Source organism: Vibrio olivae, from assembly GCF_042428525.1.
GTDB lineage: Bacteria > Pseudomonadota > Gammaproteobacteria > Enterobacterales > Vibrionaceae > Vibrio > Vibrio olivae.
The window spans coordinates 30,416-56,112 of record NZ_JBHMEP010000002.1 but is presented as its reverse complement, the minus strand read 5'-3'; the positions used below and the strand labels follow the sequence as shown (position 1 = coordinate 56,112).

Annotated in this window: 17 protein-coding genes; 8 read left to right on the top strand and 9 right to left on the bottom strand. The window is 46.8% G+C overall.

Translation table 11 applies throughout. The annotated features are described in order from the left end of the window. Window positions 1-134: 134 nt before the first annotated feature. Complete coding sequence (locus ACFFUV_RS10130; protein ID WP_390192060.1) at window positions 135-1,067, bottom strand: LysR family transcriptional regulator; 933 nt, start codon at window positions 1,065-1,067, stop codon at window positions 135-137. 281 nt (window positions 1,068-1,348) lie between these two features. On the opposite strand from ACFFUV_RS10130, the gene ACFFUV_RS10125 reads away from it, so the two are divergent. Beyond that, window positions 1,349-2,470, top strand: a complete 1,122-nt coding sequence (locus ACFFUV_RS10125) for an anaerobic sulfatase maturase (protein WP_390192058.1) — start codon at window positions 1,349-1,351, stop codon at window positions 2,468-2,470. 5 nt (window positions 2,471-2,475) lie between these two features. Continuing rightward, a complete protein-coding gene (locus ACFFUV_RS10120; RefSeq protein WP_390192056.1) occupies window positions 2,476-4,845 on the top strand; it encodes an arylsulfatase in 2,370 nt (789 codons plus the stop codon). Window positions 4,846-5,040: 195 nt separating this feature from the next. Here the strand turns inward: ACFFUV_RS10120 and ACFFUV_RS10115 are convergent, their stop codons facing one another. Next, window positions 5,041-5,955 carry a pseudouridine-5'-phosphate glycosidase gene (locus tag ACFFUV_RS10115; protein WP_390192053.1) on the bottom strand — a complete coding sequence of 305 codons (915 nt, stop codon included), beginning with the start codon at window positions 5,953-5,955 and terminating at the stop codon, window positions 5,041-5,043. Then, a complete protein-coding gene (locus ACFFUV_RS10110) occupies window positions 5,945-7,039 on the bottom strand; it encodes a PfkB family carbohydrate kinase (protein ID WP_390192051.1) in 1,095 nt (364 codons plus the stop codon). The genes ACFFUV_RS10115 and ACFFUV_RS10110 overlap by 11 nt, the downstream gene beginning before the upstream one ends. A 346-nt stretch (window positions 7,040-7,385) precedes the next feature. Here ACFFUV_RS10110 and ACFFUV_RS10105 point away from each other — a divergent pair, with 346 nt between their 5' ends. After that, a complete protein-coding gene (locus tag ACFFUV_RS10105) occupies window positions 7,386-8,669 on the top strand; it encodes a DUF1835 domain-containing protein (RefSeq protein ID WP_390192048.1) in 1,284 nt (427 codons plus the stop codon). Here ACFFUV_RS10105 and ACFFUV_RS10100 read toward each other — a convergent pair. Continuing rightward, window positions 8,666-9,715, bottom strand: coding sequence for a lactonase family protein (locus ACFFUV_RS10100; protein WP_390192046.1), 1,050 nt, complete (start codon window positions 9,713-9,715; stop codon window positions 8,666-8,668). The genes ACFFUV_RS10105 and ACFFUV_RS10100 overlap by 4 nt on opposite strands. Before the next feature lie 134 nt (window positions 9,716-9,849). Then, window positions 9,850-11,220 (bottom strand): aminotransferase-like domain-containing protein, encoded by a 1,371-nt coding sequence (locus ACFFUV_RS10095; RefSeq protein ID WP_390192044.1) that lies wholly within the window; start codon window positions 11,218-11,220, stop codon window positions 9,850-9,852. A gap of 101 nt (window positions 11,221-11,321) precedes the next feature. On the opposite strand from ACFFUV_RS10095, the gene ACFFUV_RS10090 reads away from it, so the two are divergent. Then, entirely contained in the window at window positions 11,322-12,209 is an 888-nt protein-coding gene (locus ACFFUV_RS10090) for an EamA family transporter (RefSeq protein ID WP_390192042.1), read from the top strand. Window positions 12,210-12,262: 53 nt separating this feature from the next. On the opposite strand, the gene ACFFUV_RS10085 is transcribed toward ACFFUV_RS10090, so the two are convergent. Continuing rightward, window positions 12,263-13,801: a BCCT family transporter gene (locus ACFFUV_RS10085; protein ID WP_390192039.1), complete on the bottom strand. Its 1,539-nt coding sequence runs from the start codon at window positions 13,799-13,801 to the stop codon at window positions 12,263-12,265. Window positions 13,802-13,821: 20 nt separating this feature from the next. After that, the gene (locus ACFFUV_RS10080) at window positions 13,822-15,816 is read right to left on the bottom strand and encodes a CocE/NonD family hydrolase (RefSeq protein ID WP_390192038.1); all 1,995 of its coding nucleotides are present in this window, start codon (window positions 15,814-15,816) and stop codon (window positions 13,822-13,824) included. A 111-nt stretch (window positions 15,817-15,927) separates the two neighbouring features. On the opposite strand from ACFFUV_RS10080, the gene ACFFUV_RS10075 reads away from it, so the two are divergent. After that, complete coding sequence (locus tag ACFFUV_RS10075) at window positions 15,928-16,845, top strand: LysR substrate-binding domain-containing protein (RefSeq protein WP_390192035.1); 918 nt, start codon at window positions 15,928-15,930, stop codon at window positions 16,843-16,845. A 2-nt stretch (window positions 16,846-16,847) separates the two neighbouring features. Here the strand turns inward: ACFFUV_RS10075 and ACFFUV_RS10070 are convergent, their stop codons facing one another. Beyond that, window positions 16,848-17,765: a dienelactone hydrolase family protein gene (locus tag ACFFUV_RS10070; RefSeq protein WP_390192033.1), complete on the bottom strand. Its 918-nt coding sequence runs from the start codon at window positions 17,763-17,765 to the stop codon at window positions 16,848-16,850. A gap of 281 nt (window positions 17,766-18,046) precedes the next feature. Here ACFFUV_RS10070 and ACFFUV_RS10065 point away from each other — a divergent pair, with 281 nt between their 5' ends. From ACFFUV_RS10065 to ACFFUV_RS10055, 3 genes are all read left to right on the top strand, one after another. Then, window positions 18,047-19,936 (top strand): methyl-accepting chemotaxis protein, encoded by a 1,890-nt coding sequence (locus ACFFUV_RS10065; RefSeq protein ID WP_390192030.1) that lies wholly within the window; start codon window positions 18,047-18,049, stop codon window positions 19,934-19,936. 431 nt (window positions 19,937-20,367) lie between these two features. Further along, complete coding sequence (locus tag ACFFUV_RS10060; RefSeq protein WP_390192027.1) at window positions 20,368-21,996, top strand: methyl-accepting chemotaxis protein; 1,629 nt, start codon at window positions 20,368-20,370, stop codon at window positions 21,994-21,996. Between the two features lie 131 nt (window positions 21,997-22,127). After that, on the top strand, window positions 22,128-25,004 hold the full coding sequence (locus ACFFUV_RS10055; protein WP_390192026.1) for an alkaline phosphatase family protein: 2,877 nt from the start codon (window positions 22,128-22,130) through the stop codon (window positions 25,002-25,004). On the opposite strand, the gene ACFFUV_RS10050 is transcribed toward ACFFUV_RS10055, so the two are convergent. Next, on the bottom strand, window positions 25,001-25,624 hold the full coding sequence (locus tag ACFFUV_RS10050) for an esterase/lipase family protein (protein WP_390192025.1): 624 nt from the start codon (window positions 25,622-25,624) through the stop codon (window positions 25,001-25,003). The genes ACFFUV_RS10055 and ACFFUV_RS10050 overlap by 4 nt on opposite strands. Window positions 25,625-25,697: the final 73 nt, after the last annotated feature.

Below are 25,697 nucleotides of genomic sequence, written 5' to 3'. Positions count from 1 at the left end.
ATGATCGTTTCCTATTCAAGTGAATACGAACCAAACGTCAAAAAGCATGACGACGCTGCTGATTTTCTATGTCTGAATTAGGATGAGTTAACCGGAGATTTGTGTTTGGCTTTGAATAGGGCACAGCTATTTAGTTATTGGACTGCCTTTTCACTTTGTTCAATGGTATGACTCATTAATTGAGATATCTCACCGTGTAACCACGTAATAAACGGATCATTACTTTTGGTTTTGTCATAAAGAAAGCCAAACTCGCGCTGTTGCAATGGTTCAAGCTCCGGCATGGTCGATGTTAGGTAAGTCAACTTTGGCCCCAAGACTCTGGCTAAGTGAATTGAACAGGGAAACAGAAAGTCATTGTTTTCCAATGCTTTGATCAAAATTCCCAAATGGGTGGTACGCAGCGCTACATGAGGTTGAATATTTAAGCTTTTCATAAGCTCTAATAACGGAAGTTGCAATTCATTGAAATATTTCAAAATCTGCACTGCAAGTGGGTAGCGTTCAAAATATTCAAGCCGAAAATCCACGCCAACTAACGGGTGCTGTTGACGGCAAGCACAAACAAAGTATTCCCGTTCGCCACGCTTTTGCACCACGTTCTTGGAAATATCGAGTGGAAAATAATGAATGGCGTAATCGACGCGATGCTCACTGATGTGCGTTGGCGTAGAATCGCTCCAATCTTCAATGGTTAATCTCAGGTTTGGTGCTAAAGCGGTAAGATGTTCGATGATGATAGGCGCAAACCAATGGGCAATTGACGCGTTCATCGCGATGGTGACATCACGATTCAATGTTTTCGGGTTAAAAACGTCACTTTCATCCAGGCTTTCTATTTCACCCACTATTTGGCTGACTTTCTTACGCAGTTCAATGCCTTTTGCTGTCAGTGCCATTTTCCCGTTTTTACGGGTCAGCAATTCATCTTGAAATTCCTCTCTCAATGTTCGCAAGGTCCGGCTCACCGCCGATGCACTGGTATTAAGCCGAGTCGCAGTTTCATTAATGCTCTGAGTTTCTAATAAAAAAGACAAAGGTTTGAGTAAGTTATAATTAAAGCTCATGCTATTCGGTTTCTCTATAACAAGCTGAGCGACAAGTTATCAAAAGTGATATGTAGCGTCTATCAAAGTTATCAATTGTTGGCGTTATGTCTGAACGTTAAGATCCGCTTCGCTAACTGATTCATACACTTGAGCGCGTTGGCGAACGTTAACACGATAATTGAGTGAGCATATGGCAGGAATTCACACCACGGTTAAAACGGTCGGTTCAAAATGTAACTATGACTGCCAATACTGTTTCTATTTGGAAAAAGATCAGCTCCTAAACTCACGAAAAAATCATGAGTTTAGATACGCTTGAACGTTATATCCAAAACTATATCGCCAGCCAAGATACCGAAGTGGTGGAATTTGCTTGGCATGGTGGTGAACCCACCCTCGCCGGACTTGATTTCTTTAAGCAGGCCGTTGCGTTTCAGCGCCAATATGCGGGCGACAAGATCATTAAAAATACCCTGCAAACCAATGGCTCCAAGCTGGATAAGGATTGGTGTCAGTTCTTTAGGGAAAATAATTTCTTAGTCGGACTCAGCATCGATGGTCCTGAATGGCTACAAGCCAAATATCGAACCAAACAAGGTAAAAGTGTGTTTGCAGAAAACCTGCAAGCGCTCAAGCTGCTGCAAAAAATGCAGGTAGAACACAATGTTTTAGCGTGTGTGACCCAAGAGTACTGTCGTCATGCCAAAAGCATTTATGAGTTTTTTAGAAAGCACAAAGTCAAACACATTCAGTTTTCACCTCTGGTGGAATCGGCGCCGACGGCTGAGGAGCAGTCGCGAGGCCAGCATTTCTCGGGCAATCTGATTTACTCGACTGCCGGGGTAGAAGAACAATCACCAACGGCATGGTCAGTTGACGGCAAGGCGTATGGCCAGTTTCTGTTTGATATCTTTCAGCTATGGGTAAAGCACGATGTTGGCAAAGTGTTTATCTCTAATTTCGAACAGGCCTTGACGCAATACATAGGTAACCCTTCGCCCAATTGTATTCACGCACCTGAATGCGGCTCATCGTACGCGGTAGAGTCTAATGGTGATGTGTATTTTTGCGACCATGTTGCCTATCCAGAATCCAAACTTGGCAACATCAATTCGGACTCATTAAAAGCGGTGTCACAGCGCGCGCAGCAGTTCGAATTCAACAAGAGTTCTCGGTTATCTACCCGTTGTAAGCAGTGCCGCTACTTAAAAATGTGCAACGGCGGATGTCCGAAACACCGCTATTTAACGCTTAGCGGAGAGTACGAAAATCGCCTTTGCGAAGGCTACTCCTATTTTTTCCGTAACATCGAAAAGTATTTACATGCCATGACGCAGTTATTGGCTAACGGTTATCCAGCGAGTCATATTATGCAAGCCTTGGATGGTCCGTTGATCCTTACATCCTCAAACAAAAGGTAAATTATATGGATGTTCTAAAAACTACGCTAACCGTCAGTAGCTTACTTGCCCCGTGCCTGACTTCAGCGCAAACCGTCGACAGGACGCAATTGCCTGTCCCAAGTGTTGAACCTGCAACTTATGACCAACTTGATGTACGCAAAGTTGAACGTCCAACACCAAAGCATCGCACTAGTGCACCTGAAGGTGCGCCAAACGTGCTGGTGATTTTGCTTGATGATGTCGGCTTTAGCCAAAGCTCATTGTTTGGTGGTGCGGTGGATATGCCAACATTGAACGCATTGGCGAAGCAAGGGCTTATCTATAACCAGTTTCACACTACAGGTGTAAGTTCTGCGACTCGAACTGCATTATTAACTGGTCGTAACCATCACCAAAATAATATGGGTTCGATTGCGGAAACCTCAACCGCCTTCCCTGGTAATACAGGTGAAAGACCAAACTACATTGCTGCATTGCCTAAGATTCTGAAATATAACGGCTACAGCACAGCGATGTTTGGTAAAAACCATGAAATTCCACCTTGGGAAACTGGTCCTGCTGCCAACCAAAGTTTGTGGCCAAGCCAGATTGGCTTTGAGAAATTTTATGGCTTCTTCGGCGGTGAAACCGACCAATTCCAACCTGTGTTGATTGATGGTAATACGCGCATTAAAACGCCAAGAAAAGAGCATTACCATTTCACTACGGACATGACGGATCAAACGATTCAATGGCTGAATCTGCAACACAGCTACAATGCAGACAAACCATTCTTCACTTACTACGCGCCAGGTGCTGTTCATGCGCCGCACCAAGCGCCAAAAGAGTGGATTGATAAGTTTAAAGGCAAGTTCTCAATGGGTTGGGACAAGCTTCGCCAAGAGACGTTTGAACGCCAAAAAGCCTCTGGAATTATTCCAAAAGACACGATTTTGCCACCAATGCCTGATGGTGTGCCACGCTGGGATTCACTGTCTGCAGATGAAAAACGCGTGTTTGAACGTCAAATGGAAGTGTACGCTGGTTACTTAGCGCACACTGACCATGAAATCGGTCGTGTGGTTGATACGCTCAAGAAAAATGGCGAGTTTGATAACACGTTAATCTTCTATGTGGTTGGCGATAACGGCGCAAGTGGTGAAGGTAACCGTAACGGTAGCTTCAACTCACTCTCTTTCTACAACGGTGTTGAAGAAGATCCTAAATATATCCTCGAAAACATCGACAAACTGGGTAGCGAAGACAGCTTTGGTCACTACGCTGCGGGTTGGTCTATCGCAGGCGACACACCATTTGTATGGATGAAAGGCATGGCATCAGACTTTGGCGGTACTCGTAACGCTATGGTAGTGAGCTGGCCAGATGGCATCAAATCGGGCGGCAATGAAATTCGCCAACAATGGGAACATGTCATTGATATCGCGCCAACGGTACTTGAAGCGGCTAACTTGCCTGAGCCAGAAGTAGTCGACGGCGTTAAACAACTACCAATGGCGGGTGTCAGCTTTGCTGAAACTTTCAAAGACGCACAAGCAAAATCTCAGCACCATACGCAGTACTTTGAAATTGGTGGTAACCGCGCGATTTATAAAGATGGCTGGTTTGCCCGCGTAGTGCATGTACCACTGTGGGAAAACTCAGTGAAATTTGCTGATCTGCAAGATGACAAATGGGAACTGTTTGACACCCAAAAAGATTGGTCTTTGGCAACGGATTTAGCCGCATCTAACCCAGACAAGCTGAAAGAAATGAAAGCCTTGTTTGACGAAGAAGCAGAGAAAAACCACGTTTATCCTATCGATGACCGCACCATTGAACGTATGAATGCGGAAGTGGCAGGCCGTCCGGATGCGTTGTTTGGCAAAACCAGCTTAACCTTGTATGAAGGTGCAAAAGGCATCCCAGAAAACTCGTTCCTAAATATCAAGAACAAGTCGTTTGATATCGTTGCGAAAATCTCAGTTGATGACGTCGCGGATACCAATGGTGTCATCATTGCTCAAGGCGGTAACTTCGCAGGTTGGAGTTTGTATGTCCAAGATGGCAAACCAACCTTTGAATACAACTGGTTGACTTACGAGTACACCAAACTATCTGGCGCTAAGCTTAAATCCGGTGAAAACGAAATTGTTGTGAAATTCCGTTACGACGAAGATGGCGTTGGTGGTAAAGGTAACGTCACTGGTACAGGTAAAGGCGGTAACGCGTATCTGTATCTGAATGGCGAATTGGTTGAGAAGAAACTGATTCCAAATACCATCAGCCGCTTGTTCTCGCTAGATGATGGTGTCGGTGTTGGTGAAGACGAAGGTGGTGCGGTGAGCCGTGATTACAAGGCACCATTTGAATTCAACCAGCATATTGAAAGTGTCACCACATCATTGGTTGAATAACTAAATACTCATTAGCCTCAAAGGCCCTCTTTAATAAGAGGGCCTTTTTTGTTTCTGATTAAAAAAGCAATGCTTTAAGTTACACATTCAAACCGAGTTTGCCGTAGTCTTCTTAACCACCTTAGCTTTATTGTAGTAATCGTTCAGTCTTAGTCGCTGAAAGAATAAGTAAAACATCGGATTTTGTTGATGGGGCTACGCGCAATACTCAATGGCAATGGCTGAGGCAAGTTTGGCGTTATTGAGCACTAACTGAATGTTGCTATCGAGACTGTCTCCTCCTGTCAACTCACACACTCGAGCAAGAAGAAACGGGGTTGAGGCTTTACCGTGAATGCCTTGTTGATCGGCCTCGTTGAGCGCTTGTTCAATCGCACTGTCGATAACTTGCTTTGGCATCGCATGTTGCTCAGGAATCGGGTTCGCGATCACCACACCACCTTGTAAATTGAGTGCTTGCTTGGCTTTGAGCACTTGTGCAATTTGCTTGGGTGAATCAAGGCAATAATCGACCTCAAAATCACTGGTGCGAGTATAAAACGCTGGCAAACTTTGAGTTTGATAACCGATAACGGGTACGCCATGGGTTTCTAAATACTCAAGCGTCAGCCCTAAATCCAAAATGGACTTTGCTCCCGCGCATACGACCGCCACAGACGTTTGTGCGAGTTCTTGGAGATCGGCAGAGACATCAAAACTGGTTTGTGCGCCGCGATGAACACCGCCAATCCCTCCGGTGGCAAACACGCGTACTCCAGCCATATCGGCAAGAATCATTGTCGCCGCTACCGTGGTCGCTCCGTGCTCTGCGCTAGCAACCACAAATGGAATATCCCGACGGCTGACTTTTGTGACGCTTTGCCCGGCTTTGCCCAGCAATTCAATCTCCTCGGCAGACAACCCGACTTTGAGACGCCCATTGATGATGGCGATGGTCGCTGGTGTGGCGCCGGCTTCACGCACGGTGTTAGAGACCATCAGTGCCGTCTCAACATTTTGTGGATAGGGCATTCCATGAGAAATAATGGTCGATTCAAGGGCAACGACAGGCTGATTGTTATCAAGCGCTGCTTGAACTTCAGGGTGGATATCTAGGTAATCATTTAACATGGGTTGTCTCCATAAAGCGCTGAACCGCGCGTTCCGAGATGCGCGGATTGATAGTGTTAGAGGATTGAGTGGCCATGGCGGCGCAGGCAAAAGCAAATTCAATGCTTTGTGGCCAAGACCAAGTTTGTAAATCGGCGTGAGCTAGCCCAGCCATCAATGCGTCACCGGCCCCGGTTACGTTATTGACGTTTTCGGTATTGGGCATAAAACGCAGTGTGTCTTGCTGATTACTGGCGTAAATCCCCGAGGCGCCGAGGCTAACAACGAGGTTTTTTACCCCTAAGGCATGTAAGGCATCACCAATACGGGGAAGATCGGCATCGGTTCTATAACGAATGCCACTGAGTAGCTCCGCCTCCATTAAATTTGGTTTGAGCAATTCAATTTGTGATAAATACGGTTTGAGTTTACGTGCCTTATTGGCGGAAACTGGGTCCACATAAATACGAGCTTGGGTGAGGCAGTTAAATACATAACCAAGCGCATCCTCACTTAGATTGGCGTCAATGACGACCAAATCACTGTGATCGATCAATGATTTGTGTTTGGCCAGTTGCTCGGCATTAAGCTCTTCGAGCACACGCATGTCATTGAGTGCCATCTGCATTTCGCCGTTGCTATCATGAATGGATAGATAGGTCGCGGTGCGGCCATGTTGACTACGTAACAAGTGTGCGACGCCAACGCCTGCTTCTTGACACGCTGAGATTAACTGATCGCCCCATTGGTCACAGCCAATACTGCTGATGAGCTCGACTTTACTACCAAGACGCGCCAGATTATCAGCGATATTCCGCGCCACGCCGCCAGGGCTATGATTGACAGTGCCTGGATTCGAATCGTCATTGAGTAGCGGTACGGAGGCTTTGCCGCATAAGTCCATATTCGCACCACCAATAACCACGGCCGAGCGCTGCGACGTTAAAATATACCCTTTGCCTTTTATTAATCCTTTATTGGTTAAATTCATAATATGCCCAGCCACCGCACTGCGAGTAATTGCCAGTAGGTCGGCGAGCTCTTGCTGCTGAATCATCGGATTTTGACGAAGCACAGCGAGAATTTCCTGTTCTCTTGGTGTCACAAACAAATGTCCATATTCCAAACGTTTGTTTATTTTGCCATCAAAATATGTGCATTATTTGTTCGTTAGTTGACTGTCTTACAATTAATCTCATTGCTCATTTATTGCTCGAAAATATGTGAACTGAGTAATTTTTATACAGGCGTGTGTCGGGTTATTTAACGATGATGCCGGCAGGGGTTATCAAGCGCTTGATTGCTTGCTATTCTCAATTAGGCTTGCTCCGAGCCGCCAGTCCGCGGAAAGGTTTTGACCGGGAGAGTTTTGTTCGTCAATGGTTGACCTACAATGTTATTTACCTTCTTTTCTGGAGGCGGGCACAGAGTGATGAAAGAATGGTGAATCAATGCGTGTATCGAATCCTTTTGAGCTTCGTATCGAGCCTCTCAAAACGGCCGCTAAGCGACGTCTAAAACAGCTTAAAGCCAACGATGACAGTGAATGGCAGCGCTATCGGCACATGTTGTCTGACGAGAAAAAAACACCGGAAACCATAAAACTTGCTGATGTCCAGTGGCTGATTGCTCGCGAATTAGGTGTGAGCAGTTGGGCGAAATTAAAGGCGCACATTGAAGAACAACAAGTGCACTTGCAGCACATCGAGCAGGGAAGTGTCCCTCTCGATAATGACTGTCGTACCCTGCATATTCGCTGCGGACATGATTTACAATCCGTGTTACCACAAGCAGGTTTTCGAGGGGATTTTCTGCCTTGGATTGACCCTTATTGTGTCGGCCCTCTGGCGCAAGATGCCTCAATGCAGCTTCAAGAGCGTGCGCAATTTATCGCTGAGCATTATCTCGCTGAAGTCGACACTCAAACGCCGCCAAGCGAGTTAGTGCAGAGGATCATTGCTGATGATACGCGCAATCGAGCGTGCTTGAATGATGCCCAATATCAGCGCCGAGTTATTTGGGTGGAGCATGATAATTACGATCAACTGATGTTGATTTACCTGCTGGCACATTTACGGTCAGCGTTAATTGAAAGCACGCAAGTCATTGAAATAGATCGTTTTCCTGGTCATGCGCGTTATATTGGTCTCGGGCAACTGCCACCCCAAGCGTTACGCAGCTGTTGGCAAAAGCGAAAGTCGGTCACATCAGAGATGATCATCACGGCTCAGCGGGTGTGGCGTGCTCTGTGTTGTGAGTCACCACGAGAGGTTGCCTTATTGCTCAGTACGCCACTTGACGAGCAGTTTGCTCATTTGCCTCATGTATTGCGTCGTCACCTTCAGCAACTTCCTCACTGCGACACCGGATTATCGATGACCCAGCAATTCGCCGTGAAGCTCTTACTGGCGCACTCGAAGCCAATGTCTGTTGAAGCACTGTTTGCGCGTTATCAAGAGCGTGAACCTTTACCTTTTCTTGGTGATTTGATGTTTTGGGCACATATCAAGCCACTCACCATGGGACAATACCCACTTATCGAGCGAATGAAAGACAGCGACAGCTTTTCCAAAACGCTGCTCAACGTTACACCGCGTGGTGAGCAGTGCATAGCCGGGCATCAACGGTATTTGGGTAAAGAGTGTGTGGGCGGCGTTCGCGTATCTCCAATCTCAGGTTGGCAATGGGATCACCATGATCTTGATACGCTCACACCGTTTGATTTTCGCGATTAAGCGACATCGACGACCGATACCCAGGCGGGCATGGCTTGGCAAGGCGCACGGTTTTGTTGGCTTAATTGACCCGTCTGCGCATCAATGTGATACAGCGCGATATGATCAGCCAGTTCACCGCTTGCCAATAAGTACTGGCCATCCGGTGTCAGTGCGAAACTGCGTGGCTGGGTAACCACATGGTCATACCCGGCATAATGTGGAACAGGATCGCCCGGCATGATCTCTAAGCGGCTAATGATGCTGGTGGTACGCTCCGACACGTATAAAAACCGCCCATCCTTTGATAAGTGAATATCTGCTGCCCAAGCACGTGGAACATCAGGTGTGACACGTTTAGCGGGTGGTAATCCTTTCTCGAGCCCTAGTGCCTCAAGTGGCGCAGCTTCAACTTCATCGATCAGCGCCATAGAGCCTGTCTCGTTATCAAATGCGAACACATTCACCGAGGCACTCATTTCACAAAGCACATAAACAAATTGGCCGCATTTGGAGAAGACTAAGTGGCGAGGACCAGATTCTCGCGCAAAAAAATACTGATGCACTAATGCTGCTTCATGGTTATTGGCACTTAAATGACGATAAACATTGACGCGATCTTGGCCAAATTCTGTGGCGACTAGCCACTGATTATCAGGGCTGACATTAAACGCGTGGCAGTGTCCATCGAGTTGAATTTCCAGCGCATGCTGACTAAGGCGCCCATCTTCTTCAAGACGATTAAGCGTTGCCACGTTGTGGTTGAAAGACGCACTCAATAACCATTGATTACCATGATCAATATCTAAGTTGACCATGCTCGCGGGCTGCTGAGTTCGATCTTGCTCTGTTAACTCGCCAGTCAACGGGTCTATTGCCAAGCGCACGATACAATAGGGCGCCTCGCGCAGCGCCGCGTACAAGAAGCGATTATCTCGACTGACGACCATTGGCATGACCAAGTTTCCAACGTCGGTGTTTCCTAAATGAATCAACTGCTGGTCTTGTTGCTGATAGCGGGAGATGGTGCCGGACTCTGCATTGGAGAGATAGATAAAGCGTTTCATGTCAGCCTCTTGCTCGGTTTATTGCGCCTTGAGAAGTCATCCTTATTGAGCTCCCCAATGTATAACAGGCCATCGCAAGATAACAGTGTGTTTTAGTTTGATTTTTTGTTTTCTATTCATTCGTTTGGCTGACGTTAACCTATGTTGGCTTGGCAATGTTGAGCAATCAATTTACAGAGCGTTGCCAATTGCTCGGGGTCGTAACCCCAACCGATATTCAGTCGTAAACAGTCTCGATACCGCGCAGACGCGGTAAAGAAATGCCCGGCTCGAATCGCGATTCTCTTCTGCTCTGCAAGGTGAAGAAAGCTCACGGAATCAAAGTTGGGCAGTTGCAACCACAGCACGAGCCCACCATCGGGATTGGTAATTCGTGTACCTTGAGGTAGCGCCGAGGCTAAGTGGTGCAAGTAGCGCTGTTTATCGAGCTTAAGCTGAGTGCGAGCTCGTTTAAGGTGTTTGCTATAGTGGCCACTGGCAATAAAGTCTGCGATGGCATATTGCAAAGGGATTGATAGCCCAAAATCGGTGGCAATCAACTGGTCACGATAACGACGAGAGTAACACCATCCTAGACGATAACTGGGGGAGAGTGTTTTCGATACCGAACCACACCAAATCATATACCCACTGGTGTCGTAATCGCTGGCGGGAAGTGGCGTGAAGTCTGAATGCGCAAGTTCAATGTAAACATCGTCTTCGATTATGGGCGTTTGGTATTTCGCCGCTAACCGAGCCAGTCGCTGCTTTTGTTTGACCGACATGGTGATCCCTTGCGGATTCATATGAGTGGTGCAAAATAGCCCAGCTTGAATCTGCCCCGCGTCTAACTGCGCCTCAAGTTGGTCAAGGTCAATGCCATCGCTGCGTGAAGGAATTTCGACGATATTACGTTCTAATTGAGCCAGCAAGCTTAATAAGCCGTTGTAGCAAGGAGAACTTATTGCAACGCAATCTCCTTTATTGGTTGTGGCTAACAACGCTTTTTTTACCGCGTCTAAGCAGCCATGGGTTATCACCAGTTGCTCGGTATCAAGCGAAATTCCAGATTGGGCAAAGTGATTGGCGAGGGCGTGCCGTAGTCGCGGTTCCCCTTGTGGATGCGGATAATACCCTAAACGCTGCTGAGAGATACGAAGCCCAGTACGAAAGCTTTTTTGCAGAGGCTCAATCGTTGACGTATCAAGCCGTAACCGGGATATTCCAAATGGGCCATCGAGTTCTTGAAGCGGAGGCAATTGTATCGACGGAGCACTTTGGCTAGTAAAAGCAGCCCATTCTGGCTCGTTGATTGGTGCGTGCGAGGTAATAAAAAAGCCTGCTTGTGGGCGTGATTCCAACCAGCCGAGAGATTCCATTTCCTGATAACAATTGACCGCTGTGGTCATGCTGATCTGGTGCAACTGCGCCAGTTTGCGCAGTGAAGGCAGTTTGCTACCTGCTTGCAATTTGCCTTGGTGAATATCTTCGATAAAGCGTTCAGCAAGGGCTCGGTATTTGCTCATAACGGTAAATTGTACTGGTAAAATATACAAAAATTGTATCTGTACTCTTTGTATGCTGCAAGCGAGACTAGCGACATAATAAACCTCACAAGGAGAACAGGATGACAGGACGAGATTTACTACTTACGCTGTTGGTGATGGCTATCTGGGGCGTCAACTTTTCGATGATCAAATTGGGGGTGACCGAGACTGACCCACTGTTGGTCGCCGCGATGCGCTTTTTCTGCGCCACTTTCCCCATTATCTTCTTTATTCGTAAACCCGATGTTCCATGGCGTAATTTGCTGGCCTACGGGTTGGTTTTTGGCACCGGAATTTGGGGAATGGCGTCGTGTGCGATCACCTACGGATTATCATCAGGAATGGCATCTGTACTGCTGCAAACCGATGTATTAACGACGGTATTGGTGGGGATGTGGCTCTACAAAGAGCGGCTAACGCGCCAACAAAAGGTCGGTATCGGTATTGCGCTGATCGGTTTGATCATCTCTATTGTGTACACCAACGGTAATGTCACCGTTGCTGGTGTGGTGCTCATCTTCATTTCGGCAATTTGTTGGCCGCTGGCTGGCGTTATCATGAAGCAATCAAAGGCCCCGAACACATTTGCATTTAACATTTGGGGCATGCTATTTGCGCCTGTACCGCTTGTCATATTAAGTGTGATGGTGTCTGGCGTTGATGTTCTGCAAGTCACTTATCAAAACTGGACCATGAACAGCTGGTTCTCGGTGCTGTTTCAAGCCTATCCAACCACGCTATTTGGTTATTGGGTATGGAATAAAATGTTAGTGAAGTATCCGATGAGCCAAGTGGCGCCAATGACATTGCTGGTGACCGTTTTTGCTTTGCTTAGCGGCTATTGGATGTACGGTGAACAGTTATCGGCATCCCAATGGGTATCGTGCAGTGCGTTTTTGATGGGCATTATTTTAGTGTTGTATAAAGGGCGGGTGAAGTCAGTGGCTAACGTTGCAACAGCGAATTGATTCAGACGCTTAATAGAAAAAAGCCCGCGAGTGCGGGCTTTATATCGTATTCACTACTTCTTCGTAGGCAATTTAGGATTGATAAGGCGATCTGGATTGCGCAACCAATAAACCAGTGTGCAACTGCATGCGAGCACGATCAGCGTCGCCGGCAAACCACCCAGGTTGGATAGCTGTTTCACGCCGTCAATACCCACGGTGCTGACCATGATCCAGGCCACCAGACCTATGGTCGTACCCCACAGAATTTTAATCGGTAATGACGTGCCATCGTCTGATTCTGAAGTGAAGTCTTTGGTACATAGGTCGCCAATCGCATCGGTACTTGAATCGGCTGCGGTGACATACGAGATAAACGCCACCAACACTAAGAAGAAAGAGGTCACACCGCTCAGTGGCAAGTTGCCCATGATGTGGTACAGCAGTTGCTCAATACCGCCATTATTCAGGACGTCATTGAGCGCACCGTTGGATTCTAAGTCCATAAATACAGCGGTACCAGAGAACACAGAGACCCAAAATAGAATAAACACACTTGGATAAATGACGTTGATTTGAATGAACTCTTTCACCGTGTAACCGCGAGCAATTTTACCAAGGAACATTGCAGTAATCGGTGCCCACGCAAACCATACTGCCCAGTAAAAGACACTCCAGTATTGTGGCCATGGGTCATTCGCGGCTTGCCCAGTAAATAGGCTTAGACGGAAGAAGTTATCCAAATAGGCGCCAAGTCCTTCAACACCGACAGCCAAAATATAAATGGTTGGGCCAAAGATCAGAGTGAAAATAAACAACGCAATCAACATCCAAAAGTTCACTTTAGATAAGCGCGCGATACCTTTATTTAATCCACTGGCTGCTGAAATCACAAAGGTGATAACAATCAGTGCGATGAAAATACCAAGAGTAACGGCGTTGCGTTCGATATCGATAAACTGACTGGCACCGCCAAGCAGTGTCAGCGCGCCTGTCCCTAGCGATGACGCCATGCCCACCACCAGTGAGTAAAGAGCCAATGCATCAATAACGTCAGCGACTTTGCCATTAATGAAGCGACCAAATAGCGGACGCAGCGGGCTGGTGATTGAAAATGGCAGTTTCAAGTTGTAAAATGCGAGTGCAAAAATCAGCGCTGGCACGGCATAAATCGCGTAAGGCGTCGGTCCCCAGTGAAGGAACATCGCGGAGAACGCAAACAGCACCGCGTTGGCACTACCCGGCTCGATGCCGAGACTCTCAGGTGGCGTATGCAGATGATAAATAGGCTCTGCGGTTGTCCAGAACAGCACGCCTACGGCGAGAGTGGTACACAGTACAATCATAAACCAGCGTGGTTTGGTGACACGCGGTGTACTGTTTTCGCCGCCGATACGAACGTTGCCGATTTTTGAGAAGTAGGTAAAACCAATCAGTATAAGTAGATAAAAACTGCCTAAGCTAAATAGCCAAGAAAAATGGCTCAAAATGAAGCTATTGGCGGCACCGGTAAATTGTGTAAATGCGTCCAAGTCGACCAAACTGAGTACTAAAGCGCCCAGTAAGATGAGAAAAGTGGGATAAAACACCAAAGGGCGTATTGATTTAAACATGAATTCGTCCTTGATTCTGATTACATAAAGTTGCGCTTGATGGTTTGTTTAAATGGCTTTTCAAATATGACCTCATTGTCATGTAAAGCCTTCCAACGAGCGTTGATGTAAAAATAGTCATGATCACAATGCATTGAATACTCACATTCAATACCTGTTCGCCAACCATCACGTCCCATATCCACCTTGAGCTGAATGTCATTTTTCGCGCTCAATGGATCATTGGGGTGAATTTGGAATTGCTGGTGGATGGTAAAGTCAATGTCACTCTGACTTGATTCAAAGAACTGACGACCAAAATCTTCCATCGTTTCTAAAGTGACCAAGCCGGTTTTATAGTCTCGATGGACGATACGTTTGCTGTCCGCACCACGCAGCGTTTTACCATTAAACGTGACAGGCTGATCGTATTCTGGCACTAGGTTCGACGGTGTCGGTGTTTGGTTTAATGGCAGTATCAGTTGGCAATGTTGTGGGTTGATGGTCAGCGTTGCATCATCGGCACTTGGCCAAATCAGTGGCCAGTAGGCCGTTGAAATCGCTACTCGCAATTTGTGCCCTTTTGCCACAACGTAAGACATATGGTTAATCAACACATCAACATCGTACTCTTTGCCCGGTTCTAAAGGCTCAGGGAACTCATGGCTATTGCGATGAGAGAGGTTGAGAATACCGTGGCTAATTTTCGTGATTTGACCATCCGGATGGACATCGGAAATACGTACTGTGATATTCGCTTGTGGCGTGTCACTTGCCAAGCGCAGTTTGGTCACTACCTGTCCACCAATTGGCAAAGAGTGCTCAAGCACGTCAGTGTCAAATGTCAGTGAGCCAGCATCCTCTAGGCGCTGATCGGATGGGTGTTCCATGTCAAGGCGAATGCCTGCGCACCAGCGTCCACCATCAAGCCCAACGGTTTGAGGAGAGCGAATCGTAACTTTATTTGACGTGCTCTGTGGCTCGCGAAGTAAGCCTTGGTCACCAAAGTACCAAGTTTGGTCGATAGTATGAGGTGACGGCCATGTTGGCTCGCTAACCCATTGACCAGGACGCGCATCGTAATCGGTGGCGGGCTCGACACCATCTTGCATGAAATAGTTGAGCATTGGTTCGTTCTCAATGCCATTTTCAATGCCTTTCAACCAGCGATCCCACCAACGGACAGACTCTTTTACGTAGTCCATCTTGGGGTTGGGAAAGGCAATGTTAGGGTACTTGTGTGCCCATGGGCCGACCAATCCTTTACGCGGTACCTGCAAATTTTCCAACAGGCTAAACACGGTATTACGATACCCGTCTGCCCAGCCACCCATAGCGTATACGGGAACGGTGATATCTGAGTAGTCTTCACAGACTGACCCGTGTTTCCAGTAGTCGTTACGCGTCTGCTCGCTGAGCCAAGGTGTGGCTAAAAACGGCATGTTTTCTAAGCGCTCGAGCCAAATGGATTTCCAGTCATCACCAATGAGTTTCTGATCGGGCGCTCGACCCTGAGCATAAGCCCAGAAAAAGGCAGCCCAGTCCATATTGTCGTTGAGTAAACAACCACCGGTGAAGTGGATATCATCGCGGTAGCGGTCGTCGGTTGAACATTGGGTAATGATCGCTTTGAGTGCTGGTGGTCTTAGCGCGGCAACTTGCAGCGAGTTAAAGCCACCCCACGAAATACCGACCATACCCAGATTGCCATCACACCAAGGCTGGTCAGCGATCCATGCGATGACATCACACGCATCTTGCAGCTCTTGGGCAGTATATTCATCGGTCATGAAACCTTCGGATTCGCCACAGCCGCGCAAGTCGACGCGCACACAAGCATAACCCTGTGCTGCGGTTTGTGGCATGGTGATTTCATCACGGATGACGGTACCGTCATTTTTACGATAGGGTAGGAATTCTAAAATGGCAGGAACGGGATTTTGACCGGCGTCTTCGGGCATCCAAGCGCGAAAAGCTAAACGTGTGCCATCGGGTAAGGTGAGCCAATCATGGTGGATTTCTCTCACTTTATGCATGTAAACCTCATTGATAGTGAATATAAAGTTTATGATAGAGGGGTTAAATTGTAGGTAAATCGCTTTTTTGTTAAGGTATTCTGAACTAAAAGTTTATGATAAGGCGGCGCAATGCCCATCGTTCATCGTAATATTCCCAGTTTAAGTAGTCTGATTACCTTTGAGTCTGCTGCGCGCTTAGGCAACCTGACGCGCGCTGCGGATGAACTGTGTGTTTCCCCGACAGCGGCGAGTAAACAGATAAAAAAGTTGGAAGAATTTTTGAATACTCAGCTGTTTATACGCAGCAAGCAGGGCGTAACGCTCACGGCAAAGGGAGAAGAGTACCTAGGTTATGTCACTGAGGCGCTTGAACTGCTCTCAGCGACCAGTAGCAAAATGGACGATAGCCATGATGTTGTTCCTTTGAATGTCGAGATTGGCAGTTGTTTTTCCCACTTTTGGCTGTTGCCTCGCCTTGATGACTTTCGTAACCGTCATCCTGATATTCTGCTTAATTTAGTGACCAACAATGAACGCCATGTGGGGGATAACAGTGATTACGACGTGGCTTTCTTTTATTCCTCAATGGATTCAGTGAATAAGAATAACCATTTGATGTTTGCTGAACGGATAGTCTTAGTATGCAGTCCGGCCTTTGAGAAAAAGTATCCTCACTGCTCGGATGTTAATCAGTTATGGCAGTTACCTATTTTACAATTGAAAGAACCGTTGTCATTTTGGGAAGGATGGGAAACATGGGCGACACTATATGGTGTTGAACTGCAAACACCCGAAAACGTCATTCAAGTCGAAGACCAAGTGTCAGTGATTCATGCGGCAGTGAACGATGCAGGGATCGCCTTAGCATGGGATTGGCAAGTGAGAGACTTACTTGAAAGCGGCCAATTAGTGGCGATTACTGAGCCTGTCGATTTCAATAAAAATGCGTTTTTCTTGTCTATCTCTGAGCAGAGCCAACACCCAGCGTCTCAGTTATTTGTTGACTGGGTGATTGGTGCAGAGCGCCGCTTTACTCACGGCGTTTGAGTTCAACTCATCAACTGCTGTTTGAAGAACGAAAGGGTACGCTGCCAAGCCAGTTCAGCTTCTTTTTCAGCGTAGCGTGCAGTTGAATCATTATGAAAACCGTGGTTTACCTCGGGATAGGTGTAGGCGATATAATCCACTTTGTTGGCTTTTAACGTATCTTCATAATCTGGCCAAGTGTTGTTGACTCGCTTATCTAAACCCGCAAATTGCAGCATCAGTGGGCCTTTGACGTTATCACGCAGTGATTCTGCCGCTGGTGTGCCATAAAAAGGAACGCCGGCATTGAGTTGGTCAGGCAGTTTTGCCGCGAGCATATTGACGATATAGCCGCCAAAGCAAAACCCGACAGCCCCTAACTTTCCGTTACCACTTGGGTGGTTTTTCAAATACATCGCAGCCGCGACAAAATCGGCCTCGATTTTGGCTCGCTCTAAGTCTTTTTGCATCGCTCGGCCTTGATCATCGTTCCCGGGGTAGCCACCAACCGGGTATAACGCATCGGGGGCAAATGCGATAAACCCTTGTTTGGCAACGCGTCGAGCGACATCTTTGATGTAAGGATTAAGCCCGCGATTTTCATGAATGACTAAGACAACAGGCGCCGGCTGAGTCATTTTTTTTGGCATCACGAGATAGCCTTGTCCTTCGCCATGCCCATCTGGCGAGGCGAATTTTTGGTAGGTCGCGTTGATGTCTGGGTCATTAAAAGAGACTTGTTCGGCTTGTGCATAGTTAGGGAGTAACGCGGAAGATATGGCGGTAACACTGAATCCGAGGACGGCTAACCCTGCCAGGCGGCTCAAAAACTCTCGGCGGTCAATCAGGCCGTGGGCATATTCGTCGTACCAATCAAAGGCCTCTTGGGGAATATCATTTAAGTTTGGTGTGGCCGGGGTTTGAGGTGTTTTTTCTTGCATTCACAACTCCTTGTGCTGAATTTTTCACTCTGCCTTAGAAACCGTAGCTCAAATTGCTGAGAATGCGATTTATCGCGATTTTGAAGATGTAAATGAGTTTGTCTCAGGGATAAAAAAACATCAGTTCAGTGGCCGTTTTGGACTCGAGTTAACGTCTTGACTTAAAGAACGGTGAATGAGTGTCCAATAGTGAGAAATATTACCGCTGGTTTGCAAAATTTCGACTACTCTCGAAGAAGACACGTGTACTAGCGTGCGATGACAAAGTGAGGAGTGAATTCATGCAATTGAGTTTAAAGAGGAAAATGGTTTTCTCTGTGGTTATCGCGATTGCACTGACGGCGGCTATTTTGGTCGCTGCCGGGTATCAAGCGTTTAAGCAAGAGAGCTGGCTTGCGATTGAAAGCGAAAGTCGCAATACATTGATGGCCCATGCAAAAGGCATCGGCGATTGGATGTACACCAAACAACAATCAATCAAAGGACTAAAACAAGAAATAGAGCAAGATCCTGAGCTTAATATCGTCCCCCATTTAAGACAAACCTTTCAGTCGGGATCATTTGGGCTGAGTTATTATGGTAATGAAAAGGGAGAGATGTACCGTCAAGACCCATCGTTAAATAAAGCGGGTTACGATCCGCGAGTCCGCGGTTGGTATAAGCAAGCAAAAGCAGCGGGAGAAGCCATTACCACTGACCCTTATGTCAGTGTCACCATGCAAACTCTGGTCGTGACGCTGGCTGACCCTGTGTTTGTTGATGGCCAGTTTACTGGGGTTGCGGCTTCAAACTTGGCGTTGGATAAACTGATCAAAGATGTCCTAGCGATTAAAGTGCCCGGCAAAGGCTACGCGATTTTGGTGAACCAAAAGGGCACGATTGTGGCCCACCCTAATAAGGAATTAAATCTTAAAACCACGGAAGAGATGGCGCCCGATCTCACTATTACTCGCTTAAATCAAACCGCCAAATCCCTTTCACCGTTGGAAACCGAAATTGATGGTAAAGATAAGGTTTTGATGGCGCAAAGTATCGACAATACTGACTGGATGCTGGTGATGGTGATGGACAAATCGGTATTGGAACAACCGATTCATCAACTTTTGATTACCCAAGCTTCGATAGGGCTGGTGATTCTGGTAATGATGGCCTTGCTTACGGCGTGGTTTGTCGCGCGTCAATTACGTGAACTCGGTAATATTGCAAATGCCCTTGCTGACATTGCAGAAGGGGATGGGGATTTAACCCGTCGTCTTAGTGTTCGCAGCCAAGATGAAGTGGGTATGCTCGCCGATAAATTCAACAAGTTTATTGACCGTTTACACGTGATGGTCAAAAACGTTCAAGAAGTGACCGTATCACTGAATGGTCGTGCTAATGATGCGGCATCCGCCGCCAAAGAGCGTAGTGAACGAATTGGTCAGCAGCAAGATGAGATCACCATGGTAGCAACCGCAGTCACCGAGATGGCATCCGCTACATCGGAAATTGCTGGTAATGCAGAAAATACAGCGAAGAATGCCAATCAGTCGGTTGAGTTGGGAGCTCAAGGCTACCAGCAAATGCAGCAAAGTAAGAGCTCTATTGATCAATTGGCTAAAGAGCTGAGTAACGCGGTAAGCATTATTGGTGAGTTAGAGGTCCACGCCAATGACATCTCGACCATCCTGTCGACGATTCGTGATATTGCTGAACAAACCAACTTACTGGCTCTCAATGCTGCGATCGAAGCAGCTCGAGCAGGCGATCAAGGCCGTGGCTTTGCCGTTGTCGCTGATGAAGTGCGGGTGCTATCACAACGTACTCATGCTTCGACAGAAGAAATTCAGACCAAGATTTCTGGGTTGCAAACGGTAACAGGAAACGCAGTCACGGTGATGACGGAAAGCCATCAGTTGGTTGAAACCAGTGTGGAAGATGTCAATCAAACGGCTGAAAGCCTTAACCGTATCAGTGAAGCGATCAAACAAATCAGCGATATGGCGACGCAAATTGCTTCGGCCGCTGAAGAGCAATCACTGGTTACGTCGGATATCAGCAACAACAGTGAATCCGTGCGTGAAGTGAGTGATCATCTTGCCCACGATGCTGAGAGCGCAGTTCAGCAAGCTCAAGAGCTTCATCGATTGGCCAATGAGTTAGGCAAAGAGATCGCTCGATTTAAACTGTAATCGTCAGATTTAACGAATAATCCCCGCCATTGTGTGGGGATTATTTTTTAGAGCGTTTTGCCTATTTACATTAGATTATGGAATCTTACTCTTATTATTTATGAGGATTAAATATATTTTTATTAATAGATAAATTGATGGTTTGTTTATTATTTATTCAGTTTTGAAAACTTATATTTATATATTATCCATATTTTTTATTTAATATTTATACGTTTTAATCGTATAGAGGCCGAAATACGACGTATCCTTAACCAAATTCCCCATCTTTCAATTCATTTCTATTATTCTCTATTTTAGGTATTGCTAAAGTTATGAATACAGTGAACTTTTTATGTAGACTCGTATAAATAGCTCGACTAGACTAAAATCGATTTTTTCTAATAAAAACCAACTAAAAATAATTGAGAAAGACTACAGTAGAGGCCTCTATGCACTTCTCTTTAAAAAACTTGTCTATTCGAACGCAAGTCTTAGTACCAGTGCTATTTACCGCTCTGGTTTTATTAATATCTTTATGGATGACGAAAAATAGCTTAGAAGATGAACAAAAGGTGATGTCAAAAAACACCAGTGAACTTATTTTCTACAAAGATACGATTGCTGATGTCGTGAGCAAAGTTTTCCCACTTCGTATCAGTGCGGTTTACGCGATATATGATTCGAGTCGTCGAGATACGTTTGCTACACAACTCACCTCTGGCATGGCTGACATGCAACAAGACCTTAAAGCGATTGCGGAAAAGGGCTTATTCAAAGATGAGATCAAACGTGTGAACGATACGATCAATCTGTATATCGATTTTTCCCATCGTTCCATTGATTTATTTAATCGTGCTGACCAAGGTCTGGTCTCGTCTTCAGAGCGTAATCAATTTATTACTGGTTACCGAAATGCCGGCAATGACATGGTGGCGGCGATCAATAACTTGTCACTTAAAGTGAATGAGAACGTTGAACAGGCGATCAAACGCAGTACCGAGCACAGTAAAGAAGTGACAACAGTGGCCACATTGTGTGTGCTCGCCGTTTTGGTCATCTCTTTAATGGTTGGATGGTTTTTATCAGGCCTGATTGTTGAACCGATTAAGCAGCTGCAAAATGTCATGAAAGAGGTGGCTCGAGGCAACCTTTCAATACGCTCGAAAGTGTCAGGTGACAGTGAAATTGGTTTGCTTAGTCGTGATGTGAATACGACGGTTGAACAATTGCATACCACTGTGGAGTCTTTAACTCGAATCAGTGAAGATGTCGCGGCGGCGGCTACAGAGCTTGCCGCAGTGATGACTCAATCCGAGCAAAACGCCCAACAAGAACGCGCTGAGATTGAGCAAGTGGCGTCGGCGGTTAACGAGTTGGCCAGTACGGCGCACAACGTTAGCGATAACGCCTCCATTGCCGATAGTACCGCTCGTGAAGCGGATCAGTTAGCGCAATCAGGATTATCTATCTTTGAAGAAAGCCATCAGGCGAGCGAGCAAGTCAACAATGCACTTGCAAAGGCCGCTGACGTCGTGATGCAGCTTAAAAATCAATCTGAGCAAATTAATGATGTTGTGGAAGTGATTCGCGGCGTATCAGAGCAAACAAACTTGCTGGCTCTGAATGCGGCGATCGAAGCGGCGCGTGCAGGTGAGTCAGGGCGAGGATTCGCGGTTGTCGCTGATGAGGTAAGAATGCTGGCTGCGAGAACGCAAGATTCGACAGTCGAAATCCAAACCATTATTGAACAGTTGCAAACTCAATCTGGCCTCGCTAACGAGAGTATGCAGCAAAGTTTGGATATGCTGGCGAAAAATAATCAGCTTACTCAACAAGCCAACGATGCTCTGCAGGGGATTACGGGGGCAGTGATGAGTATCAATGACGCCAACGCGCAAGTTGCGACTGCTGCGGAAGAGCAGTCACAGGTGACGGCTGACATCAACCGCAACGTTGTCAATATGTCGGAATTGGTTAGCCAAAACGTCGCGGGTATCAGCCAAAGCGCAGCATCAAGTGCTGAGCTTTCAAAATTGGCTGAGCAACAAAAGGCGCAACTGGCGTTTTTCCAAGTCTAATGCTTTAACACAAATTGTGCTGACCAAAGAACTTGGATGCCCGTTACAATTTCACAAAGCCCACACGATGTGGGCTTTTTTATGTGTAAAATTAAGTTTATGGATTGTTGATAGGTTTCAGGCAGATACTCATGAATAAGTTTACTCGTCATTGGCTGACGTTGCCTTTGCTGGTGTTGCCAATTTCTGCAGCGGCAAAAATAGACACGACGCCAGTTGTTGGCGGCGTATTTAATGCCAGTGAAGTACTTAAAAATCAGATTGTTTCGGGTTTAACTTACTCTACGCGATTTGCAAGGGATATGACGCTATTTACGATTGGCGGCATGACTCTGGATGCATTTATCCTTACTTTACCCTTAGACTCAGCGACGAAAAAACGCGTCATTACGCAACTTTCCAATCCTGATTATGCCATTCCTTTAGGGTACTTCTTGTATCAATATTATGAGCGATACACAGGCGTTAGCGATGAGGATGAATTCAAACGTTATGTGTTATCGGTTTATGATAAGCAGGCCGTCATCCCTTTTCAGCATTCTCTGTTTCAACTTCAAGAAGGTGAGCAGACGCCACCTCATCAAGCCGATCATAAAGATCAAGGCCACCAGCCGGGCATTGAACTGAACCAAGAATTTTATGCAGCGATGGTCACGATTTACGATGCACTGGTTGAGATTGGAGACTGGCAACAGCAAAACACGCTGCCTGATCGTTATCAATACTTATCACACTCACCACAAGACCAAGCGCTGATTAAAAAAATTCAACCGATTGTTGTCGGAGTACTTAAACAGCTCTCGCAGGGAATGGAAGCGGGAGAGATGAAACATGCGCTGCAAGGCATTATTGCCGACAATGATGAATCACAAATGGACAAGGTCAACAATCGTGCTGAGGCGATCACCATTACACTCATCGATTTTGTACGTTTAAATGTGCTCAAAGCCTATCGTCAGTTTGTTTATCAAGATGAGCGTCAGCAGAAGGTGGCAAACTGGCTGGATGAACACTTCCAAACGCAACCCCAGGCGGTTATCGATTTTTTACGCGCTCGTCAGCATCGCCGTTTGGCAGTGCAAATTACCGTAGATGGACTTCAACAAGGCCTCGTTGAAGGGCTCGTCACCCCCAATTCTCGGTTTATTGGCCAGATATATCAGCGTTATCAGCAGCGCCAGCAACTCACGCCAAGTACGAATTATCAAACGCCAGAGCATCAGCCAAGTATGCGTTTTGCTCAAATTCTTGCTCAACAGCCATATCGCGACCCGTATTACTTGCCGTTTTTCAAACGTTTGTACGCTGAGCATCGACCGTCGATTGCAGACGTGGGCATATCATCCACGCCGACCATTAGCGTACGTAACTTACCGATTATAAAAACGGGAGCGAAGGTATCCGGGCAAGGCGGTACCGGTATTCCTAATTTTCACTTTGTCGATCGAAAGCAAGATCGAGCCTATTACTTCTACGGCAATGATGCGTTGCAACTGGACCGGTTGATGAATGAACATGGTGCAAAGACCATGTTTGACCGCCTCAACTACCTCAATACCATGAACTGTAATGCGCAATATGATTGGAACGCGCATGTGAGCTTTGACAGTTTGGTCAACCTCGGTGCAGGTGAAAGCCTGCGCGACTTTGGTGAAAAGCGTTGTGTCAAAGAATTAAACCGGCGAGCGCGAGTCGAGACTCGGCTCACTGAAATGCGTGCTGCGCTGATTCGCCAAATTGAAGGCTATCAGCAACTGCCATTTTGGGCGATCGTGACACGTTATACCCAACAATGGAAAATCGAAGATAACCTTGAGCGCTATGCGGCGCTTGAACATCAAGGCATGCCGGATTATCTACTCGTATACAACCCGTGGCCGGATCATTTTGCCCACTTTGTTGGTCCGTTCAGTGATGAAATTATCATGCCCAGTGGCGAGTTGAATCGACTCGATTTTTGGATTCGCCAGCTAGAGTCCGCTTATCACAGTGCCGGTGTTTACGGGCAAACCTTATGGGGCATGGCGGGCGATCATGGCTTGGCCCCCGTTTATTACACCTTAAATCCTGAGAAGGTGGTGTTTGAACCCTTGCAAGACACACTCGATTATCCGCTGGTGGTGAAAAAGATCTCCTCAGACGAAGGGGAAGGCCCAAAGCTGACGAATGCGTTGAATTACCCAAGTAATAAAGAGGTGGATGTGGTTGTTGCCTCTACCGCTGGCGGGAACTTTATGCTCGATTTCTTTAACGCCAAAGCGGGGTGGCAAGCCCAGCCAAACTATCAAGAGTTGGTCAATTGGCAGCCACGTCATAGCCAGGGCAAGGGGGTGGATATTATTGATTACACCGTGAATCAACTCAAAGATACGCTCGACTATTTGGTGGTTCGCGATGGTGAATGTGGTGCCAAGCAGTGCCGAATTCGATTAGTCGCAACTCGGAATGGACAGCGGGTTGATGAATGGATTGAGCGCCAAGGCGACCGCTATTTCTATCAGACCTATTCGACTGAGGCGTCGCTACTGGGGATTGAAACCCTAAACCCTTACCGCCAAGTACCTACGTTATCACAGCGCTCTGAATGGCGAGCGCTACGCCAGCATTGCTTGCATCCGGATGAGGTGAAAGATAGCAATACGTGGTGCAACGCTGCCGAGTGGCGGGAAGTGAGTCGGTTGAGCCTGCGTCCTGATGCTATTGCACAATTAGCGGCATTGTATGAAGAGCCTCGCGCAGGCACGGTTAACTTATTTCCTCGTCAAGGGATTGGTTACAACACGAAGGTGCCGGGAAGACACGCGGGTGAAAGTTACCTTGAGAAAGACGCATTTCTTGGTTTTTGGGGCGCGCAAGTTGGACGCGGTGCCGATCCTTTGTTGATTGAAGAAAATGGTTCCTTAGCACCGACGTTATACGAATATCTTACTGGAAATCCTGTTCAAGTGGGTCAAGATGGATGGGGGTACCCATCATTAATCAATCGACTGGATATTAAAACCCACTAATGATTGTGGTGATTAAAGTGATCGTGGCGAATAAAATGATCGATCTGGTCTGCGACATCATGACGATAGATAAGGCTGGTATGGGTATTGCGAGTTTTAATATGATCGGTCATCCCTTCGATTTGGGTTTCTTTAACGGTGACGGTACCATCTGATATCAAGCCACGACCAAGCAGTAGTGGGCGCAAACCAATCGGCAGCGTGCCAGCGATGCTGCCGAGTTTTTGCGGATGCTGCCACTGGTCTTGATGGTAGTTAAGACCAAATTGTGGTGAATTTCCCAAAATGACACCAAGGCCAATTTTCTTCAGCTGTTCGGCGATGGATGAGCCTGTCAGTGGAGAACCGATCGCGACCACATGAGAAATCGTCTCGCTTGATGGGCGACGAGCGGCTAAGTAGTGCTTAATCATTAAGCCGCCTAAGCTGTGGCCCACTAAAATATTGGGTTGATGGTCGCTAAGCGCAGTATCAATGGCGTTAAATACACGTTGGCTGTTGATGGCGACGGTATTGTAGCTAATAACCTGAGTTTGGTAGCCCATTTTGCGCAGCCTTTGACTCAAGGGCCTCATAACCACGCCATGCATATACAGCCCATGCACAATGATGATATTCATTTGCTTACGCTCATCTCAAAAAGAAGATAACTATAACCAAAAATCGTCAGGCGCGCCAAACGAAGCCGCGATT

What these genes read in the sequence shown, in the direction of transcription:
- ACFFUV_RS10085 (WP_390192039.1), bottom strand. Translation starts at nt 13,801, where the DNA reads ATGTTTAAATCAATACGCCCTTTGGTGTTTTATCCCACTTTTCTCATC.
- ACFFUV_RS10060 (WP_390192027.1), top strand. Translation starts at nt 20,368, where the DNA reads ATGCACTTCTCTTTAAAAAACTTGTCTATTCGAACGCAAGTCTTAGTA.
- ACFFUV_RS10070 (WP_390192033.1), bottom strand. Translation starts at nt 17,765, where the DNA reads ATGCAAGAAAAAACACCTCAAACCCCGGCCACACCAAACTTAAATGAT.
- ACFFUV_RS10095 (WP_390192044.1), bottom strand. Translation starts at nt 11,220, where the DNA reads ATGAGCAAATACCGAGCCCTTGCTGAACGCTTTATCGAAGATATTCAC.
- ACFFUV_RS10100 (WP_390192046.1), bottom strand. Translation starts at nt 9,715, where the DNA reads ATGAAACGCTTTATCTATCTCTCCAATGCAGAGTCCGGCACCATCTCC.
- ACFFUV_RS10065 (WP_390192030.1), top strand. Translation starts at nt 18,047, where the DNA reads ATGCAATTGAGTTTAAAGAGGAAAATGGTTTTCTCTGTGGTTATCGCG.
- ACFFUV_RS10130 (WP_390192060.1), bottom strand. Translation starts at nt 1,067, where the DNA reads ATGAGCTTTAATTATAACTTACTCAAACCTTTGTCTTTTTTATTAGAA.
- ACFFUV_RS10090 (WP_390192042.1), top strand. Translation starts at nt 11,322, where the DNA reads ATGACAGGACGAGATTTACTACTTACGCTGTTGGTGATGGCTATCTGG.
- ACFFUV_RS10080 (WP_390192038.1), bottom strand. Translation starts at nt 15,816, where the DNA reads ATGCATAAAGTGAGAGAAATCCACCATGATTGGCTCACCTTACCCGAT.
- ACFFUV_RS10120 (WP_390192056.1), top strand. Translation starts at nt 2,476, where the DNA reads ATGGATGTTCTAAAAACTACGCTAACCGTCAGTAGCTTACTTGCCCCG.
- ACFFUV_RS10055 (WP_390192026.1), top strand. Translation starts at nt 22,128, where the DNA reads ATGAATAAGTTTACTCGTCATTGGCTGACGTTGCCTTTGCTGGTGTTG.
- ACFFUV_RS10050 (WP_390192025.1), bottom strand. Translation starts at nt 25,624, where the DNA reads ATGAATATCATCATTGTGCATGGGCTGTATATGCATGGCGTGGTTATG.
- ACFFUV_RS10105 (WP_390192048.1), top strand. Translation starts at nt 7,386, where the DNA reads ATGCGTGTATCGAATCCTTTTGAGCTTCGTATCGAGCCTCTCAAAACG.
- ACFFUV_RS10125 (WP_390192058.1), top strand. Translation starts at nt 1,349, where the DNA reads ATGAGTTTAGATACGCTTGAACGTTATATCCAAAACTATATCGCCAGC.
- ACFFUV_RS10075 (WP_390192035.1), top strand. Translation starts at nt 15,928, where the DNA reads ATGCCCATCGTTCATCGTAATATTCCCAGTTTAAGTAGTCTGATTACC.
- ACFFUV_RS10115 (WP_390192053.1), bottom strand. Translation starts at nt 5,955, where the DNA reads ATGTTAAATGATTACCTAGATATCCACCCTGAAGTTCAAGCAGCGCTT.